The sequence below is a fragment of the Streptomyces sp. NPDC059852 genome (assembly GCF_042731455.1).
Taxonomy (GTDB): Bacteria; Actinomycetota; Actinomycetes; order Streptomycetales; family Streptomycetaceae; genus Streptomyces.
In genome coordinates this window covers 115,410-133,082 of the sequence record NZ_JBHWJK010000021.1, presented here as the reverse complement: position 1 = coordinate 133,082, position 17,673 = coordinate 115,410, and the positions used below count along the sequence as shown (strand labels likewise).

The window sequence follows — 17,673 nt, the reverse complement described above, 5'->3', positions numbered from 1 at the left end:
GTAAAAGAGACAGCGTCTGGGGCGGCCGGGCGGCCTGCGGGGCCGGGGAAGGGGCGGGAGCCGGGGACGCCGGAGCCGTCGCCGCGGGCGGGGCCTCCGCGGCCGGCGCCTCCGGGGCGGGGGCGCCCGGAGCCCGTACGGCGGCGCGGGCGGCGGCGAGCCCTCCGCCGGGCGGCACCGGAGGGGCGGCGGCCTGCGGGGGCGCGGGAGCGGCGTGGGCCTCGGGGCCGGGGGCGTATCCCATGGCGGGGCCGCCGGCGCCCGCGGAGAAGCTCACGCCGCGCTCCAGCCGGTCGAGCCGGGCCATGAGGGACCGCTCGTCGCCATAGGTGGCGGGCAGGAGCACGCGCGCGCAGATGAGTTCGAGCTGGAGCCGGGGCGAGGTGGCGCCGCGCATCTCGGTCAGCCCCTCGTTGACCAGGTCGGCGGCGCGGCTGAGCTCCGCGGCGCCGAAGGTTCCGGCCTGGGCCTGCATCCGCTCCAGGACGTCGGCGGGGGCGTCGATGAGCCCCTTCTCGGCGGCGTCCGGCACGGCGGCCAGGATCACGAGGTCCCGCAGCCGCTCCAGCAGGTCGGCGACGAACCGCCGCGGGTCGTTGCCGCCCTCGATGATCCGGTCCACGACCTCGAAGGCGGCGGCGCCGTCACCGGTCGCGAAGGCCTCCACGACCGAGTCGAGCAGCGACCCGTCGGTGTACCCGAGGAGGGAGGTGGCCATGGCATACGTCACACCCTCCTCCTTGGCTCCGGCGAGGAGCTGGTCCATCACGGACATGGAGTCACGCACCGAGCCCTGGCCGGCGCGCACGACGAGCGGGAGCACACCGTCCTCGACGGGGATGTCCTCGCGGCGGCAGACGTCGGCGAGGTAGTCCCGCAGGGTGCCCGGCGGGACCAGCCGGAACGGGTAGTGGTGGGTGCGCGAGCGGATGGTCCCGATGACCTTCTCGGGCTCGGTCGTCGCGAAGATGAACTTCAGGTGCTCCGGCGGCTCCTCGACGACCTTCAGCAGGGCGTTGAAGCCGGCCGACGTGACCATGTGGGCCTCGTCGATGATGTAGATCTTGTAACGGCTGGAGGCCGGTCCGAAGAAGGCCTTCTCGCGCAGCTCACGGGCGTCGTCCACACCACCGTGCGAGGCCGCGTCGATCTCGATGACGTCGATGGAGCCCGGGCCGTTGCGGGCGAGGTCCTGGCAGGACTGGCACTGGCCGCAGGGGGTCGGGGTGGGCCCCTGTTCGCAGTTCAGACAGCGGGCGAGGATCCGGGCGCTGGTCGTCTTGCCGCATCCGCGCGGGCCGCTGAACAGGTACGCGTGATTGACCCGGTTGTTCCGCAGCGCCTGCTGCAACGGGTCGGTGACATGCTCCTGCCCGATGACCTCGGCGAACGACTCCGGGCGATAGCGGCGGTACAGCGCGAGAGACGACACGCCTACGAGGTTATAGGCGCCCACTGACATCGGGTCCCGCCCCCGGAGCACGCGAACGCCCCCCACGCACCCGCCAGAGCCGACCTACCCTTGCTGCCTTCCGGCCCTGGGGGAGTTCAGTCAGATAGCGCCGCGTGAGGGGCTGCCCAAACAGTACCTGATGACAGGGGCGGGGAACGAGTTCGCGAGCACTCCTCAACGTCTTGTATTGTTTGCGGCGGAGGATTCGCCTAGAGGCCTAGGGCGCACGCTTGGAAAGCGTGTTGGGGGCAACCCCTCACGAGTTCGAATCTCGTATCCTCCGCCAGTGCCTCACCGGGCACGATGTCGAAGGGCCCCACCGTTCGCGGTGGGGCCCTTCGACGTTGTCCGGGCCCATGTCCGGGGTGGCGTCGGTCACATGAGGGCCGTCCATCGGGTGATTCCCGGTGGGGTGGCGGGGTGGTCGGCCGGGGGTCGGGCGGGGGCGGCGCCATGGTGAGGGTTCCGGTCGTCGCCTTCGTACGGAGCCCTCGTGGAACAGCAACCCGACCCCTCCCGCGGCACGACGGGCAAGGGGCGTGCCGCGGCTCTGCTGCTGATCCCCGTGGCCGTGGGCCTGGGCGTCTGGTTCGTGGGGCGGGGTGTGACGCCCGATCCGAACAGCAGCCTCTTCGGGGCCCGGTACGACGACGCCATGGAGCTCAAGGCCCGGCTGGGCAGCGCCCTGCTCGGGCTCGCGCTCGTCCAGCTCCTGCTGGCCGCCTGGATGTACGGCCTGCTGCCCGGGTCGCGGCCGGCCCCGCGCGCCGTGCCCCTCGCGCACCGCGTGACCGGACTGATCGCCTTCCTGCTCTCGGTGCCGATCGCCTACCAGTGCCTGAGCGCGTACGGCGTCGAGCTGACGTCGCCGCGGGTGGCGATCCACTCGGTCACCGGCTGCGTCCTGTACGGAGCCTTCGCCGCGAAGGTCGTCGTGGTGCGCAGCCGGCGGTTCCCGGGGTGGACGCTTCCTCTCGTCGGCGGCCTGCTCTTTTGCGCGATCGCCCTGCTCTGGTACACCGCCGCGCTGTGGCAGCTGAACGGGTTCGACGCGCCGGGGCTGACCTGACGCCGGGGGTCAGTAGCCGCCGTTCTGGGACGCGGGCTGCTTGGTGATCTTCTTGCCGTCGGTGCCCAGCACGAACCATTTGGCGCCGAAGGCGTCGACGCCCTGGCCGTTGGTCTGCCCGGCCTTGGTGTCGTCGGCGAACGTGTAGAGGGGCTGCCCCTTGTACGTCACCTGCTTCGAGCCGTCGCTGCGCTTGATGGTGTCGAGCAGCTTGCTGTCCACGCCGCCCTTGGCGACGACCTTGCCGTCCGCCTTCAGCGGCGGCCAGGCCTCGGCGCAGGCGTCGTTGCAGGTGGACTTGTCCTTCGTGTCGGACTCGAACAGGTAGAGGGTGTGCCCCTTCTCGTTGACGAGGATCTTCCCCAGGGACGTGTTCTTGGTGGTCACCGTCACGGAGGACGCCGCTTTCGCCCCGGTCGCCGACGGGGCGCCGGCGGCGTGGGCGACGGTCGTCCCGGACAGCAGAAGGGCTGTTCCGGTGACGGCGACAAGTGCTTTGGCGTGGATGTTCACGAGAATCGCCTCGGAGAGGGGAGAACGGCTTCCGTCTCGGCGCGCGCGTCACATGAGTCCCAGTAGACAACGAAGCGGACCGCTCGGCCACAGCAGACCGCGCGTCCCGGGCGCCGTCCGCCGCGGCCGTCCGGTCAGGCCATCTCGGGCCGCGGCTCCGGGCGCAGGGCCGGGGTGGGCTTCGGGTCCCAGACACGGGTCGTTCGGAGGTAGCCGTAGATCACCGAGCCCATGGCCGCGAGCAGGAGGGGGCCGTACAGCCAGGGGTGGCGGGCCATCTCCAGCGGCAGGAAGCGGTAGGACAGCAGGAGTGCGGTGAACACCACGGCACCGTGCACGACCAGGCGGGCGCCGGCCCGGTCCCAGCCGCGGGAGGCCGCGCGCAGGGCTCCCTCGATGGTGAGGGTGAAGACCACGCCGGCCACGAGGTCGACGCCGTAGTGGTAGCCGAAGCCGAGGGTCGCGCCGAGGGTGGCGACCAGCCAGAACGTGCCCGCGTGGCGCAGGAGGCGCGGTCCCCGGCGGGAGTGGATGAAGATCGCGGTGGCCCATGCCGTGTGCAGGCTGGGCATGCAGTTGCGCGGGGTGATCCCGTCGAACGGTATGGAGTGCGGGGCGGTGAGCGCCGGTGCCGTTTGGGGCCAGATGTCGGCCGTCGCGAAGTGGCCGCCGTCGGGGCCGTAGGCGAAGACCGGGCCGACCACCGGGAAGATCATGTAGATGCCGGGGCCGAGCAGGCCGATCACGAGGAACGTGCGCACCAGGTGGTGGCTCGGGAAGCGGCGCTCGGCCGCCACATGGCGCAGCTGGTAGAGCGCGACGAGGACCGCGGCGACCGCGAGCTGGACGTAGACGTAGTCGAGCACATGGGCGCCGACCGGGCCGGTCGCGTCGACGATGCGGCCGACGACCCAGGAGGGGTTGCCGAGCGCCTTGTCGGCGGTGGCCACGTACGGGTCGAGGACCTGCGGCTGGGTCTTCGACGTGATCAGCAGCCAGGTGTCGCCGGTCTTGCGGCCGGCCACCAGGAGCAGGGCCAGCCCGACGCCCTTGAGGAGCAGGAGGCGTTCGGCGCCGGTGCGGCGGGTGACGGCGACGACCGCGCACGCCAGGACGACGCAGAGCGCGCCGTTGCCGAAGGGGTGTCCCTCGCCGAGGGCCGGCAGGGTGCCGGTGGCCCAGCGCACGGCGAGGACCACGAGGTCGATGCCGAGGGCGGCGCCGAAGGCGACGAGGCGTTCCCGCCAGGTGAGGACGACCGCCATCAGGCCCATGCCGGCGTACAGCAGGAAGCCGGACTTGGGCGGGAACGCGATCTCGCGGACCTGGTTGGTGAGGGGGCCCGGCTCACCGTAGTGGCGGGCGGCCACCTCCAGGGCGATCAGGAACCCGAGGGCCACCACGCCCACGGCGGACCACACCAGCGCCCGCTGCCGGCTGCCTATTCGCGCGAACGTCTGCGATGTCTCGGATATCAATGGTCCCGGCCGATGTGTAAGGGGCGGTCGTCAGCACTCGTTCGTGAGTTCGAGCATGGTATCGGAGCGGGGCAAGAGGGATTTTCGCGCTGCTCGAAGCCCCTCCCCGCCGACGAAGACGCGAAAGGCGGCGGGCGCGTTGCCGCCCGTCCCGGGTCAGACGTCCAGGGGCTGTTCCGCCCAGATCGTCTTGCCGTTGGCCGACTGGCGGGTCCCCCAGCGCCGGGTCAGCTGCGCCACGAGGAGCAGCCCCCGGCCGCCCTCGTCGTAGGTGCGGGCCCGGCGCAGATGGGGTGCCGTGCTGTCGCCGTCGGACACCTCGCAGATGAGGGAGTCCTCGTGGGTCAGATGGATCAGGCGCAGCTGGACGGGCGGCCGGGCGTGCCGGATGGCGTTGGTGACCAGTTCGCTGACGACGAGTTCCGTGACGAACGCGGCGTCCTCCAGGTCCCACGCGTCGAGCCGGGCGAGCGCGTCCTTGCGGGCCTGGGCCACGGCGGACGGGGTGGACGGCACCTGCCAGGTGGCGACCTGGGAGGCGTCCAGCGCACGGGTGCGGGCGACGAGCAGGGCGACGTCGTCGGGCGGCCGGGGCGGCAGCAGGTCGGTGAGGATGCGGTCGCACAGGGCGTCCAGGGTGGGTTCGGGGCCGGTCAGCAGACGGCTCAGCCGGCTGACGTCCGCCTCGCCGTCGCCGGGGCGGGACCGGCCGCCGGGCGTGATCAGGCCGTCGGTGTAGAGGGCGAGCAGACTGCCCTCGGGCAGGTCGATCTCGGCGGCCTCGAAGGGCAGGCCGCCCACGCCGAGCGGCGGTCCGGGCGGCAGGTCGAGGCGCTCGGCGGTGCCTCCGGGAGCGACCACCACCGGCGGCGGATGCCCGGCGCGGGCCAGGGAGCAGTGCCGGGAGATCGGGTCGTACACGGCGTACAGGCAGGTCGCGCCGACCTCTCCCTCGCACTCGGGGTGGCGCTCGCGCGTGCGGCCGCCCTCCCGTTCGGTGGACAGCCGGGACACCAGGTCGTCGAGGTGGGTGAGAAGTTCGTCGGGGGCCAGGTCGATGTCGGCGAGGGTGCGTACGGCCGTCCGCAGCCGGCCCATGGTGGCGGAGGCGTGGATGCCGTGCCCGACGACGTCCCCGACGACGAGGGCGACCCGCGCCCCGGACAGCGGGATCACGTCGAACCAGTCGCCGCCGACCCCGGTGTGCGCGCCGGCCGGGAGGTAGCGGGTGGCGACCTCCACCGCCGCCTGCTCGGGCAGTCGCTGCGGCAGCAGGCTGCGCTGCAGGGTGACCGACCGGTCGCGTTCGCGGGTGTAGCGGCGGGCGTTGTCCATGCAGACGGCCGCGCGGGCCGCCAACTCCTCGGCCAGCACCACGTCGTCCTGCTGGAAGATCTCGGGGTGGCGGTGGCGGGCGAGGACGGCGACGCCCAGGGTGGTGCCGCGCGCGGTCAGCGGCACCGTCATCACCGAGTGGATGCCGAACTCCCGGACGCGGGCGGCCCGGACCGGGTCGTGCGCCACGAGCGCGGTGATCGCCGGGTGCGTCATCTCGTACACCGTGGCCCGGCCGGAGCGCAGCGTCTCGACCGGCGCGGAGCCCTGGGAGAACCGGTCCAGGGAGCCCAGCGCGGTGACCGCCTCCGGGACGCCGGGGGTCACCGACTGGTGGGCGGCCCGGAGCAGTTCCAGCGGGCCGGGCGGCGGGCCGCCGCGCCGGGACGTGTCCGGCGGGTCGTCGACGGCGGTCACCAGGTCGACGGAGGCGAAGTCGGCCAGCTCGGGGACGACGACGTCGGCCAGTTCCTGCGCGGTGCGCATCACGTCGAGGGTGGTGCCGATGCGCCGGCCCGCCTCGGCGATCAGCTGGAGCCGGCGGCGGGCCCAGTGCTGTTCGGTCATGTCGTGCGCGGTGAGGCAGACGCCGCGGACGGCTCCGGCGGCGTCCCGCAGCGGGGACATGAGCAGCGACCAGGCCCCCACCCGGGTCTCGCCCGCCGCCGTCAGGAAGTCCTCGTCGATCTCCGTCTCCCCGGTGCGCAGCACCCGGGCCATGCTCTCCTCCGCGCGCCGGCCGGCCGGTTCGTCCACGATCTCCCCGACGCGCAGCCCCAGCATGTCGTCCTCGGTCAGGGCGACGGCCCGCTCCATGGCCCGGTTGGCCCGGCGCAGCCGCAGCCGGGTGTCGTACAGGGCCGTGGCGCAGCACGGGGACTGGGCGAAGCTCCAGCTCACGAACGGGTCGTCGTGCCGCTCGGGCGGTGACGGGCGGTCGGGCGGCGCGCAGACGCAGAACCACTCGCGCCGCCCGTTCTCCCGGGTCCGGTGGTGGGCCAGGACCTTGACCGCGAGGGTACGGCCGTCGCGGTGCCGGAGGGCGACCGTGCCGTGCCAGCGCCGCAGCCGGGGGAACGGGGGCAGGTCCCGCCCGCGCGGCGGCTCGGCCAGCAGACCGGCCGCCGGACGGCCCACGATCTCGCCGGCCGGGTGACCGAGGAGCCGCTCGGCGCCCGCGTTCCAGCCGGTGACGGTGCCGTGTTCGTCGACGGTGACCCGGGCGGTCAGGTCCGCGCCGACCAGGTCGTCGAGGTCGGACGTGGCCCGGGCGCCGGCGGGCTCGTGCATGATCGCTCATCTCGCTCTCGGAGGGATTCCGGCGGGCCCGCGCCCCGCCGCCCTTGCGGTGCCTCGCACGCTGTGCCTCCTCATCGGCGCGGTCCGGTGGCGGCGCCGGAGGTGGCGGGCTGGCAGCCGGGGCACCACACGGTCGTGCGGCCGGCCACACGGGTCCGGCGCAGCGGGGCGTGGCAGCGCGGACAGTGCGGGTCGGGGGTGTCCCGGCGGCCCGTCAGCCAGGAGGGGCGCGGCGGGACGCGTCCGGTGGGGACGGCGGAGCGCAGGGTGCGGCGCATCTGGCGGTAGAGGTCCCTGCGGTCGGCGCCGGTCAGGTCGCTCGCCCGGCGGGCGGGGCTCAGCCGGGCCCGCCAGAGGATTTCGTCGGCGAGCAGGTTCCCGAGGCCGGCCACCGCGGACTGGTCGAGCAGCACGCCCTTCACGGCGCCCCGGCGCCCGCGCAGGGCCTCCTCGAACCGTTCGCGGTCCACGTCCAGGGCGTCCGGGCCCTGCCCGGCCAGCAGGCGGGCCACGGCGGAGTCGTCCTCGGCGAGCCACAGGCCCCGCAGCTTGCGCTGATCGCGGTAGCGGAGGCGGCGGTCGCCGGACAGGGTGAACAGCACGCGGTCGTGCGGCGCCACGGGGTCGTCCGGCCCGGCGCACACGAGGGAGCCGGTCATGCCGAAGTGCAGGGCCAGGGTGGGGCCGCCGGTGCGGGCGAGCAGCCACTTGCCGTGCCGCTCGGCCCGGGTGATCCGCCGCCCCTCCAGTGCGTCGCGCAGCCGCCGCGCGCTCACGCCGTGGAGCACGCCCGCGTCGCGCACCTCGATCCGGCGCACGGTCCGGCCCTGTGCGCAGGCCCGGAGCACGCCCCGGAATCCCTCGACGTCCGGCAGTTCAGGCATGACGGACGGCCTCCTCAGGTGGATGCCGCACTCCTTATGGTGTGCCCGTTTCCTTCCGGCCTCTCACCTTTTGGGAGCGTGCCGGAACGCGGCTCAGTGGATGGTCACCGTCCGGGTCTCGGTGATCTGGTCCACGTCGGAGGTGCGCACGGTCACCTTCATCTCCCAGGTCCCGGCGACGGGCAGGTTGAGGAAGCTGTTGCCCCAGTAGCCGCCCTTGTCGGTCAGCCCGGCGTCGAGCGGCCCGATGTCCTGGCCCCGGTGGGTGAAGGAGATCCGCAGTTCGGGGACGGAGGAGATGCCGCCGTCGGGGCCGTAGACGACCGCCTCGATCGAGTTGTCGCCGACACGGGCGGGGTCGATGGTGATCTGCGCCGTGCCGCGCCCGTTGGGCGTGCCGACGTCGAACGGCACATCGGTGACGGAGGCTCCGACGACCGCGGGCGCGGCGGTGGCCGCCTCCGCCTCGGCCCGGCCGGGAAGTGTGCTGGTCAGCAGCGTGGTGACGGCCAGTACGGCCGCGCCGACGGCGACCTCGGTGAGGACGGAGCGGCGCAGCGCCCGGCGGTGCGCCGGATCGGGTTCCGGCTCGGCGGAGGGGTCCGGGCCGGCCGGCTCCGGCGAGGAGGGCGGCGGCCCGGACGGCGGGCCGCCCACCGCCGCCGCCACCTTCGTGCGCACCGCCGGGTCACCGGACGGCTCCGCCAGGGCGGGCGTCGTCTGCAGGGCCGTCCAGCGGCGGGACACGGCCGCCGCCGCGAGGAGCACGACGACCGCCATCAGCTTGATGGCCAGGAGCCTGCCGTACGTCGTGTCGGCGAGCGCGTCCCAGCCGCCGAGGCCGCGCCAGGACTGGTAGACGCCGGTCACGACCAGGACGACGACGGAGGCGAACGCCACCCGGGAGAACCGGCGCACCGCCTGCGCGGGCAGGGCCCCGTGGTGGAGGGCGGCGAGCAGGGCCGCCAGACCGCCCAGCCAGACGGCCGTCGCGAGCAGGTGCAGCGCCGAGGAGGTCATGGCCACCGGCACCTGGATACCCGCGGAGGCGTGCTCGCCGGCCGCCCAGGTCGCCGCGAGACCGGCCGCGAGGGCGGCGCCGGTCCAGCCGTACCGCTCGCGCCGGCGGGTCATGCGCAGGAGGTGGGCGCCGGCGGCCAGGAGGAGGGCCAGCCGGGTCAGCAGGACGATGCCGGGGCGGCCGGTGAGGGTGCGGGCTGCGGCGTCGGCGTCGAACGCCCCGAGCGGGCCCTCGCCGGTCTCGTACGGGGCGCGCAGGACCAGCAGGACCAGCGTGGCCGCGAGCAGCGCCCACCAGGAGGTCCGCAGCAGCCGGTCGTGGAGCGGGACGTGGGGCGGGCGGCAGACCGCGACGAAGGCGGCGGTGCCGATGAGCAGGGCGACCGAGAGGTAGGCGAGGTAGCGGGCGATGGTGTGCAGGGCCTTGGTCACCGGGTCCTCGGTGGGGCCGGTGGCCAGGGCGGCGGCGGCCGTGGTGACGGTGGCCTTGCCGACGGAGAAGGTGAACGCGCCGGACACCGGGTGGCTGTCGGCCGACACCACCCGCCAGGCCACCGTGTAGGTGCCCTGCTCCAGCCCGGCGGGAAGGGTGATCCGGGCGGTGTCGGCGCCGTCCGGGCCGTTCTCCGGCTCCCCGAGGCGCAGCCGGCGGCCGTCGGGGTCCAGGACGCGGAAGGAGTCGTCGAGCAGGGCGACGGACTCGCTGAAGGTCAGGGTGAGGTGTTCGGGCGCCGACTTCAGGACGGCGCCGTCCCCGGGGTCGGAGTCGCGCAGCACGGCGTGCGCCGAGGCGGGCCCGGTGCCGCCGAGCAGGAGCAGGACCAGCAGCGGGCCCAGCAGGAGCAGCCGCAGCGGCCCCCGTCGTCCGTCCGTACGCCTCACGCCGCATCTCCGCCTTCGCTCCGCCTCACCTCCGGGTACATACGGACGCGGCGGCCCCCGTGCTCACCAGCCGGGCCGTGCGGACACCCCGCCGTCCACCACGAGGTCGTGACCGGTGATCCAGGAGGCCAGGTCCGAGGCCAGGAACACGCAGGCGTCGCCCACGTCCCGCGGCCGCCCGAGCCGTCCCAGGGGCGCCGCGGCCCGCCATCGTGCCACCCCGTCCGGCCACGCCTGCGCGAGCCCTTCCCGGTGCACGAGGCCGGGCGAGACGGTGTTGACGCGGACGCCGAGCGGGCCGTACTCCTGCGCGGCCGTGCGGGCGTGGGCCACCACCGCCGCCTTCGAGGCGCCGTAGTGGGCGTGCAGCGGGGCCGGGCGGGCCGCCTCGACGGAGGCGATGTGCGTGACCGACCCGCCGCCGGGCCGCATGACCTCCGCCGCCGCCCGGGTGCAGGCGAAGACGCCGGACAGGTTGGCGTCCACCACGGCCCGCCAGTCGGCCGCGGTCATCGCCGCCAGCTCCCGGGTGGGCTGCACGCCCGCGTTGTTCACCAGCGCGGTCAGGCCGCCGCCCCACGCGTCGGCCTCGGCGACCAGCCGCCGGCACGCGTCCTCGTCGGTCAGGTCGGCCGTCAGGACGACGGCCCGGCCGCCCGCGTCCCGGATGCGCCCGGCGAGCCGGTCGGCCGCCTCCCGCGCGGTGCGGCAGTGCAGGGCGACCGCCGCGCCCTCCTCGGCGAACCGCGCCGCGATGCCCTGTCCGATGCCGCCGCCCGCGCCCGTGACGAGGGCGGCCTGTCCCTCCAGGAGTCCGCTCATGGACGGCACAGTTCCGCGATCCGGGCGGCTTCGTGGGGATAGCGCGCCGTGAGGTCCGCCAGGTCGCCGTGCTCGTAGTCCTCGTAGGTGAAGCCGGGGGTCGTCGTGCAGCCGAAGAAGGCCCAGGAGCCCCCGGCCGCCACCCGGGCCCCCATCCAGGTGCCGGCGGGCACGGTGAGCTGGAGGTGCTGGCCGCGCGTGATGCCGGGGCCCAGGACGGCGGTGCGGGACGTGCCGTCCGGAGCGAGGAGCAGCATCTCCAGGGGGTCCCCGAGGTAGAAGTGCCAGACCTCGTCGGACGGCAGGCGGTGCAGGGCCGAGTAGTCGTCGGCGGTGAGCAGGACGACGATCGCGGTGCCCTGCGGCCGTCCGTCGGGCCGCTCGGGTCCGGTCCAGGTACGGCGGAACAGCCCGCCCTCACGCGGGATCGGCTCCAGGCGGTAGTGCGTGACGAGTTCCTCGGGCGTCATCCTCCACAAGCTACCTCCCGGGTCAGAAAGGCGAGTTGGGCCTCCTTGCGCGGGAGGTACACGTCCGGCAGGTCGATCTCGGGCAGCACGACCGCCGGTCCGGCGGTGAAGCCCTGCCTGAGGAAGCGGGCCACGGCCTTCTCGTTGCGCACGTCGGGGTCGACGACCACCCGTGAGCGGCCCAGGGTGTGGAAGACGTACGCCGCGACGACGGTGAGCAGCACGGAGGTCCAGCCGGGCCGCTCGCCGCCCGGGGTGGCGGGGGCGAGCAGCAGGTGCACGCCGATGTCGCCGGGCCGCACGTCGTAGCACTCGCCGACCCGGTCGGCGCCGGGTTCGTACGTCTGGAGCAGCGCGACCGGGTCGCCGTCCCGTTCGACGAGGAGGGCGTGGTGGGTGCCGAGGGTGTCCATGTGGGCGTAGATCTGGGCGACCTGGTCGCGCGTCAGGCCGTTCATGCCCCAGAAGACGGCACGTTCCTCGCTCGCCCAGGCGTGCACGGTCGCGGCGTCGGCGTGCGGGTCGAGGGGGCGGACGGTGACGGTGCCGAAGCCGTCGACGGTCTGCTCGTGGACGGGGGCGGCGGACGTGGGCCGGTCAGACATCGGTCTCCTTCTGAAACGCGGTGAAGTCGGTGAGCACCGGCACCAGTTCGCCGCGCAGCCACAGCGGGAGCTGGTCGCGGTGGTGGGGTGAGCCGGGGACGCCGGACGCCCCGAGCGGGACGACCCAGCGGCCGGCCTCGCGGTCGGCCAGGTCCCAGACGTAGCGGGCGGCGGGGCCGCGCGCGCTCAGGTCGGTGAGTCCGGGCACGGCGGACGTGCACAGCACGCAGTCGTGGTCGCCGGACAGGCCGGGTTCCCCGGACGCCGGGTCGGGCAGTGCCCGCCAGGGGGCGAGCCGGTGGGTGTCGCCCCAGGCGCGCGCGGTCGCGGTGGTGTCCTCGGCGACCTCCTCGACGGCCGCCCGCACCAGCTCCGCGCGGTCGACGCCGTACAGGTCGTCGGCGCGCAGCAGGTGTTCGAGGGCGAAGGCGACGCGGGGGAGCAGGGCCAGCCAGGGGAGCAGGACGTCGGGGTAGGCGGGCGGGACGGCCAGCGCGGCGAAGGCGGGGTGCGCGGCGAGCCGGCGGACGACGGCCCCGCGCACCCGCGCGTAGAGGGCGGCGTCCGCGCTGTCGGCGTCCATACGGCGGTCCCAGGCGAGGAGCGTGCGGCGGACGTGCTCGGCGGCGGGCCCGAGGGGGCCGAGTCCGGCCAGGAGGTCCAGCAGGGGGGCCGCCGAGGCCAAGTACGTGTCCATATGGATCCCGGGCATCTCGGCGGCCGACCAGTGCTCCTTCTCCGCGAGCAGGGCCGTGATGCGGTCGGCGCGGTGCGGGGCGGCGAACTCGACGCCGAGGGGCATGGCGAGGCCGCGCTGGTTGGCCATGACGGCGACACCGTCGGTGAGGCCGCCGCGGGGTGTCCCGTGCCAGCCCCGCCACTCGTGCCCGGGTTCCCAGGCCGGCACCGGGTGGAGGCGGTTGGCCGTGGGGCGCACGGGCACCTTCCCGGCGACGCGGTGCAGCAGGCCGCCCTCGGTGTCGGCGGCCTGGACCACGTTGACGGGCTCCGTCCACGCGTCGAGGGCGCGGTCGACGTCGGCGACCCGGCGGGCCCGCAGCAGGGGCAGGAGGGCGCCGAAGCCGAGGTCCTCGGTGACGCGGGGCGGGTGGCGCAGGGCGAGCGCGAGGGGCGGGTCCTCCCGGTCACCGGCCGTGGTCCCGCCGGGCAGCCCCTCCGGGCCGCCGACGATCACCGGTCCCCGGGCCGTCTCGATCACCTCGACCTCGACGGGGTCCTCCCCCGCGACCTCGACGGTCTCGGTGTGCCGGCCGGCGCGCCGCCACACCCCGTCCGGGTCCAGCGCCTCGACGCCGGCCCCGGTCCGCCGCAGCCGCTCGCGGTACAGGTCCTGGTAGTCGGCCATGGCATTGGTGATGGCCCAGGCGACGGAGCCGGTGTGCCCGAAGTGGGCGATGCCGGGGACGCCGGGGACGGCGAGGCCGACGACGTCGAACTCCGGGCAGGACAGATGGATCTGCTGGTAGACGCCGGGTTCCTCGATGAAGCGGTGCGGATCGCCGGCGATGATCGCCCGACCGGTCCGGGTCCGTTCGCCGCTTACGAGCCAGCCGTTGCTGCCGGAGGTGCCCGGCCCGTCCGTGGCGAACAGGCCGGCCGCCTCGGGGCCGAGGTGCCGCAGGGCCTGCTCCCGCCAGAGCTTGGCGGGGAAGCCGGCGAACAGCAGGTGGACGCTCAGCCAGATGCCGAACGGCGTCCAGGGCTCCCAGCTCCCGGGGGCCAGCCCGGTCCGCGCGAACTCCGGTGCCCGGCGGGCGCCTTCGGCCAGTCCCTCGTTCACCCCGTCGACGTACGCCCGTATCCAGCGCGCGGTCCCGGGGTCCTGCCGCTCCAGGGCGGCGAAGCAGCGCCGGGCCGTGTCGTCGAGGCGGGCCCGTCTGACCAGCACGTCCCAGGAGAGGGACTCGGCGCCGAGGAAGGACGCGGAGGTGCCGCGCGCCCGGTGCCGTTCCACCTCGAGCTGCCAGGCCCGGTCGAGGGCGGTGACCCGGCCCTGGACGCGGGCGAGTTCGTCCACCCCGTCCGCCCGCAGATGCGGAATGCCCCAGGCGTCACGGAAGATCTCACCGGTCACCTGCACCTCTCCTCACTTTAGGTTAGCCTTGCCTAAGTCACCATCGATGCCGGAATGGTACGGGACCGGGGAACGGGGAGCGGGACATGGGGCAGGGGCACGGCTGGGAGGGCGCGGTCCTGAAGCTGCTGCGCGCCAAGGACTTCACGTTCACGGTGACGGGCGCCGAGGACGTCACCGCGCACTACCGCCGGGTGCACCTCACGGACGGCGGCATGCTCGCGGCGACCGGCGTCCACCCCACCATGTGGGTCCGCCTCTGGTTCGACGACGCCGGCAAGCCGCATCAGCGGGCGTACACCCTGGTCGACCCGGACCCGGCCGCCGGCACCTTCAGCCTGGAGTTCGCCCTGCACGAGGGCGTCGCCAGCGACTGGGCCCGGGGTGCGCAGCCGGGTGACACCGTCGAGGCGACCGTGCACGGCACCGGCTTCACCGACCCCGACCCGGCGCCCTCGCACGTCTTCGCCGTCGCCGACACCGCCTCCCTGCCCGCCCTGAACTCGCTCGTCGGCGCGCTCGGCGGGGCGCCGGCCACCGTGTGGTTCGAGGGCGAGCGCGACGGTCTGCCCTTCCGCACGGACCCCGCTCGCCACGACGTACGGGCCCTGCCGAGGCGGGACGCGGGCGCGCACCTCGTCGCCGCGGTGAAGGAGGCCCTGCCCGGCCTGCTCCGGGAGACCCCGCACCCGTACGTCTGGATCGCCTGCGACACCGCGACGACCCGCGCCCTGACCGCGTACGTCCGCAAGGAGCTCGGGCTGCCCAAGCAGCGGATCGACGCGCTGGGTTACTGGCGCCCCTGACCGGCCGGCCCCGCCCCCGCGCGCGGCACGGCGGCCCGCGCGGCATGATCGGGGGCATGGACGTCACCCTGCATCTCGCCCAGGACCCGGAAGCCGACGCGCTCCTCGGCCGCAGCCCGCTCGCCGCGCTGGTCGGCATGCTGCTGGACCAGCAGGTGCCGATGGAGTGGGCGTTCAAGGGGCCGCGCACGATCGCGGACCGGCTCGGCGCGGACGACCTCGACGCGCACGACATCGCCGCCCAGGACCCCGAAGCGTTCGTGGCGCTGCTCTCCGAGAAGCCGGCCGTGCACCGCTACCCGGGCTCCATGGCCAAGCGGATCCAGCAGCTGTGCCAGTACCTGGTCGAGCACTACGACGGTGAGGCCGAGCTGGTCTGGAAGGGCGTCGACGACGGCCGTGAACTGCTGCGCCGGCTCCAGGAGCTGCCCGGGTTCGGCAAGCAGAAGGCGCAGATCTTCCTCGCCCTGCTCGGCAAGCAGCTCGGCGTGCGGCCCCAGGGCTGGCGGGAGGCCGCCGGCGCCTACGGCGAGACCGAGTCCTTCCGGTCCGTCGCCGACATCACCGGACCGGAGTCGCTGGTCAAGGTGCGGGCGCACAAGCAGGAGATGAAGGCGGCGGCGAAGGCCGCGAAGGCGTCCCGTGCCTGACGTCCGTTAGCCCGTGCGGGGGGTTCCGGCGCCGGGCGCGATGAACACGGGACGGCACGGGGGGACATGACCTTCCGTGAGCACCGCACGCAGGGAATCGCGCAGCCGGGTCTGGCTGCGGGTCGTCGTGCTGCTGCTCGCGCTGCTGGTGCCGGGGGTGCACGCCCAGGCGCACGCCCTGCCGGTGGCCGTGACGGCCGGGGCCGAGGCCGTCGAGCACGACACCCTCGACGCCGCCGTCCGGCCCGCCGCCCGCTCCGACCGCCGCGCCGGCACCCGTCGCCCCGTACGGCGCTGCGCCGGCCCGCCGCACCGGCCGGTCCCCGCCCCCGTCACCCGCCGGGCGGACCGCCCGGCCGCGGTCCCGGTCGTCCCGCCCCTGCTGCGCACCGTCGTCCTGCGCTGCTGACCGCCCCCGCCAGGAGGCCCCGTCAGCACGACAGGAGGAGCACAGCCATGCCCGCCGACCCCTACGCCGTCCTGCGCGCCCTGCTGCGCGCCGAGGCGGCGCGCACCGCCCCGAAGTCCGGGGCCCGCGAGAAGGAGCCGCCGCGTCCCCGCGAGGAACGGGAGCGCGGCTGAGACCGGCGCGGCGGGGGCGGACTTCTCCGGGTCACCGCCTCCGCCGCGCCGTCCCGAAGAGGGACCGGGTGATCTCCCGCCCGATCTGCGTGCCGACCGACCGGGCCAGGGACTTGAACATGCCGGTGCCGACGACCTGCTCGACGACGGACTCCTCCTTCTCCGCCTTGCTCTTGCCACGGGACGGTGTCCCACGGCCGCCCACGCCCGTGCCGGTGATCTCGTCGGGCCCCTTCCCCGGCCGCCGCTCCCCGGCGATCTCGTCCGGGCCCTTGCCGCGCCGGGGTTCCTGGAGCCGTTCGTACGCGGACTCCCTGTCCACAGCCTGTGCATACCGCTCGTGCAGCGCGGACCCGGTCACGGCCCGGTCCAGCTCCTCCGCCCCGATCGGGCCCATCAGCGACTCGGGGGCCCGCAGCCGGGTGGCGGCGACCGGGGTCGGGGCGCCCTTCTCGCTCAGGACGGTCACCACGGCCTCCCCGGTGCCCAGCCCGGTGAGCAGTTCCTCGAGGTCGTACGGCGAGTCCGGGAACGTCTTCACCGTGGCCCGGAGCGCCTTCTGGTCGTCGGGGGTGAACGCGCGCAGCGCGTGCTGGACGCGGTTGCCGAGCTGCCCGAGCACCTCGGCCGGTACGTCCTTCGGCGTCTGCGTCACGAAGAAGACCCCGACCCCTTTCGAGCGAATGAGGCGGACGGTCCGGGTGATCGCGTCCAGGAACGCCTTGGACGCCTCGTCGAACAGCAGGTGCGCCTCGTCGAAGAAGAACACCAGCTTGGGCCGGTCGGCGTCCCCGACCTCGGGCAGGTCGTGGAAGAGGTCGGCGAGCAGCCACATCAGGAAGGTGGAGAACAGCCTCGGCCGGTCCTGGACGGCGGACAGTTCGAGGACCGACACCAGGCCCCGCCCGTCCGGTGCCGTCCGCAGCAGCTCGGCCGTGTCGAACTCCGGCTCCCCGAAGAAGTCCCCCATGCCCTCCGCCTCGAAGGCGGTCAGGGAGCGCAGGATCACCCCGGCGGTGGCGGTCGAGAGGCCGCCGATGTTCCTCAGCTCCGCCTTGCCCTCGTCGGAGGTGAGGAAGGCGACGACCGCGCGCAGGTCCTTGAGGTCGACCAGCTCCAGGCCCTTGCTGTCGGCGTAGTGGAAGATCAGGCCGAGCGACTGCTCCTGGGTCTGGTTGAGCTGAAGGACCTTGGACAGCAGCACCGGGCCGAAGCTGGTGATCGTGGCGCGCACCGGGACGCCGTGCCCGAGGCCGCCCAGCGCGAGGAACTCGGCGGGGAAACCGGTGCCCGTCCACTGCTGGTGGACCTCGGCGGCCCGGGAGCGCACCTTGTCGTTCTCCTGCCCCGGCGCCGCGATCCCGGACAGGTCGCCCTTGACGTCGGCGAGGAACACGGGAACGCCCTGCGCGGACAGCTGTTCGGCGATCAGCTGGAGGGTCTTGGTCTTGCCGGTGCCGGTGGCGCCCGCGACCAGGCCGTGCCGGTTGAGCATGGACAGCGGCACCCTGATCTGGGCGTCGGGCAGGCAGGTGCCGTCCCACAGCAGGGCGCCGAGATCGAGGGCGGGGCCGGGGAAGGCGTATCCGGCGGCGATCTCCAGGGCCTCCCGCGGGAGCGCGGGGGCGCCGGTCCGGGTCCCGGGCGCCGGGGGCGCGGCCCCGGTTCCGGGGGTGCGCTTGCGGTCGCTCATGTCCGCTCTCCCCCACG

The 17,673-nt window shown here is 74.5% G+C and carries 16 protein-coding genes, 1 tRNA gene and 1 other RNA gene; 6 read left to right on the top strand and 12 right to left on the bottom strand.

From position 1 onward, the window contains the following. Together ACFV46_RS25230 and ffs are read right to left on the bottom strand one after the other, a co-directional pair. Nucleotides 1-1,432, bottom strand: a 1,432-nt coding sequence (locus tag ACFV46_RS25230) for a DNA polymerase III subunit gamma and tau (protein WP_385499781.1), incomplete at its 3' end; no start/stop codon positions are given. A gap of 51 nt (nucleotides 1,433-1,483) precedes the next feature. Then, nucleotides 1,484-1,578, bottom strand: an RNA gene (ffs, locus tag ACFV46_RS25225) — signal recognition particle sRNA small type. A gap of 73 nt (nucleotides 1,579-1,651) precedes the next feature. On the opposite strand from ffs, the gene ACFV46_RS25220 reads away from it, so the two are divergent. Next, nucleotides 1,652-1,739, top strand: a tRNA-Ser gene (locus ACFV46_RS25220). Between the two features lie 207 nt (nucleotides 1,740-1,946). Next, nucleotides 1,947-2,522, top strand: coding sequence for a DUF6529 family protein (locus tag ACFV46_RS25215; RefSeq protein ID WP_376727486.1), 576 nt, complete (start codon nucleotides 1,947-1,949; stop codon nucleotides 2,520-2,522). A 9-nt stretch (nucleotides 2,523-2,531) separates the two neighbouring features. Here ACFV46_RS25215 and ACFV46_RS25210 read toward each other — a convergent pair whose 3' ends face one another. The 9 genes from ACFV46_RS25210 to ACFV46_RS25170 form a co-directional block, all read right to left on the bottom strand. Beyond that, complete coding sequence (locus tag ACFV46_RS25210; protein ID WP_361928554.1) at nucleotides 2,532-3,035, bottom strand: hypothetical protein; 504 nt, start codon at nucleotides 3,033-3,035, stop codon at nucleotides 2,532-2,534. A gap of 134 nt (nucleotides 3,036-3,169) precedes the next feature. Further along, nucleotides 3,170-4,459: a phosphatase PAP2 family protein gene (locus ACFV46_RS25205; RefSeq protein WP_376727690.1), complete on the bottom strand. Its 1,290-nt coding sequence runs from the start codon at nucleotides 4,457-4,459 to the stop codon at nucleotides 3,170-3,172. Between the two features lie 210 nt (nucleotides 4,460-4,669). After that, complete coding sequence (locus ACFV46_RS25200) at nucleotides 4,670-7,138, bottom strand: SpoIIE family protein phosphatase (RefSeq protein WP_385499779.1); 2,469 nt, start codon at nucleotides 7,136-7,138, stop codon at nucleotides 4,670-4,672. An 80-nt stretch (nucleotides 7,139-7,218) separates the two neighbouring features. Next, complete coding sequence (locus ACFV46_RS25195) at nucleotides 7,219-8,031, bottom strand: Fpg/Nei family DNA glycosylase (RefSeq protein ID WP_376727488.1); 813 nt, start codon at nucleotides 8,029-8,031, stop codon at nucleotides 7,219-7,221. A gap of 93 nt (nucleotides 8,032-8,124) precedes the next feature. Continuing rightward, nucleotides 8,125-9,933, bottom strand: coding sequence for a copper resistance protein CopC (locus tag ACFV46_RS25190; RefSeq protein ID WP_385499778.1), 1,809 nt, complete (start codon nucleotides 9,931-9,933; stop codon nucleotides 8,125-8,127). Nucleotides 9,934-9,996: 63 nt separating this feature from the next. Then, nucleotides 9,997-10,755 carry an SDR family NAD(P)-dependent oxidoreductase gene (locus ACFV46_RS25185; RefSeq protein WP_376727490.1) on the bottom strand — a complete coding sequence of 253 codons (759 nt, stop codon included), beginning with the start codon at nucleotides 10,753-10,755 and terminating at the stop codon, nucleotides 9,997-9,999. Next, nucleotides 10,752-11,225 (bottom strand): cupin domain-containing protein, encoded by a 474-nt coding sequence (locus ACFV46_RS25180; RefSeq protein WP_385499777.1) that lies wholly within the window; start codon nucleotides 11,223-11,225, stop codon nucleotides 10,752-10,754. The genes ACFV46_RS25185 and ACFV46_RS25180 overlap by 4 nt, the downstream gene beginning before the upstream one ends. Continuing rightward, nucleotides 11,222-11,830 (bottom strand): GNAT family N-acetyltransferase, encoded by a 609-nt coding sequence (locus ACFV46_RS25175; protein WP_361928539.1) that lies wholly within the window; start codon nucleotides 11,828-11,830, stop codon nucleotides 11,222-11,224. Before ACFV46_RS25175 ends, ACFV46_RS25180 begins: the two co-directional genes overlap by 4 nt. Further along, nucleotides 11,823-13,925 carry a penicillin acylase family protein gene (locus ACFV46_RS25170; RefSeq protein ID WP_385499775.1) on the bottom strand — a complete coding sequence of 701 codons (2,103 nt, stop codon included), beginning with the start codon at nucleotides 13,923-13,925 and terminating at the stop codon, nucleotides 11,823-11,825. Before ACFV46_RS25170 ends, ACFV46_RS25175 begins: the two co-directional genes overlap by 8 nt. 86 nt (nucleotides 13,926-14,011) lie before the next feature. Between ACFV46_RS25170 and ACFV46_RS25165 the strand changes: the two genes are divergently transcribed. The 4 genes from ACFV46_RS25165 to ACFV46_RS25150 all read left to right on the top strand — a co-directional run bounded on the left by ACFV46_RS25165 (nucleotide 14,012) and on the right by ACFV46_RS25150 (nucleotide 15,963). Next, the gene (locus ACFV46_RS25165) at nucleotides 14,012-14,731 is read left to right on the top strand and encodes a siderophore-interacting protein (RefSeq protein ID WP_376727493.1); all 720 of its coding nucleotides are present in this window, start codon (nucleotides 14,012-14,014) and stop codon (nucleotides 14,729-14,731) included. 56 nt (nucleotides 14,732-14,787) lie between these two features. Further along, entirely contained in the window at nucleotides 14,788-15,381 is a 594-nt protein-coding gene (locus ACFV46_RS25160; protein ID WP_361928530.1) for an HhH-GPD-type base excision DNA repair protein, read from the top strand. Nucleotides 15,382-15,457: 76 nt separating this feature from the next. After that, nucleotides 15,458-15,790, top strand: a complete 333-nt coding sequence (locus ACFV46_RS25155) for a hypothetical protein (protein WP_385499774.1) — start codon at nucleotides 15,458-15,460, stop codon at nucleotides 15,788-15,790. A 47-nt stretch (nucleotides 15,791-15,837) separates the two neighbouring features. Beyond that, nucleotides 15,838-15,963 carry a hypothetical protein gene (locus ACFV46_RS25150; protein WP_361928526.1) on the top strand — a complete coding sequence of 42 codons (126 nt, stop codon included), beginning with the start codon at nucleotides 15,838-15,840 and terminating at the stop codon, nucleotides 15,961-15,963. Nucleotides 15,964-15,994: 31 nt separating this feature from the next. Here ACFV46_RS25150 and ACFV46_RS25145 read toward each other — a convergent pair whose 3' ends face one another. Next, complete coding sequence (locus tag ACFV46_RS25145) at nucleotides 15,995-17,656, bottom strand: helicase HerA-like domain-containing protein (RefSeq protein ID WP_385499772.1); 1,662 nt, start codon at nucleotides 17,654-17,656, stop codon at nucleotides 15,995-15,997. Nucleotides 17,657-17,673 lie beyond the last annotated feature (17 nt).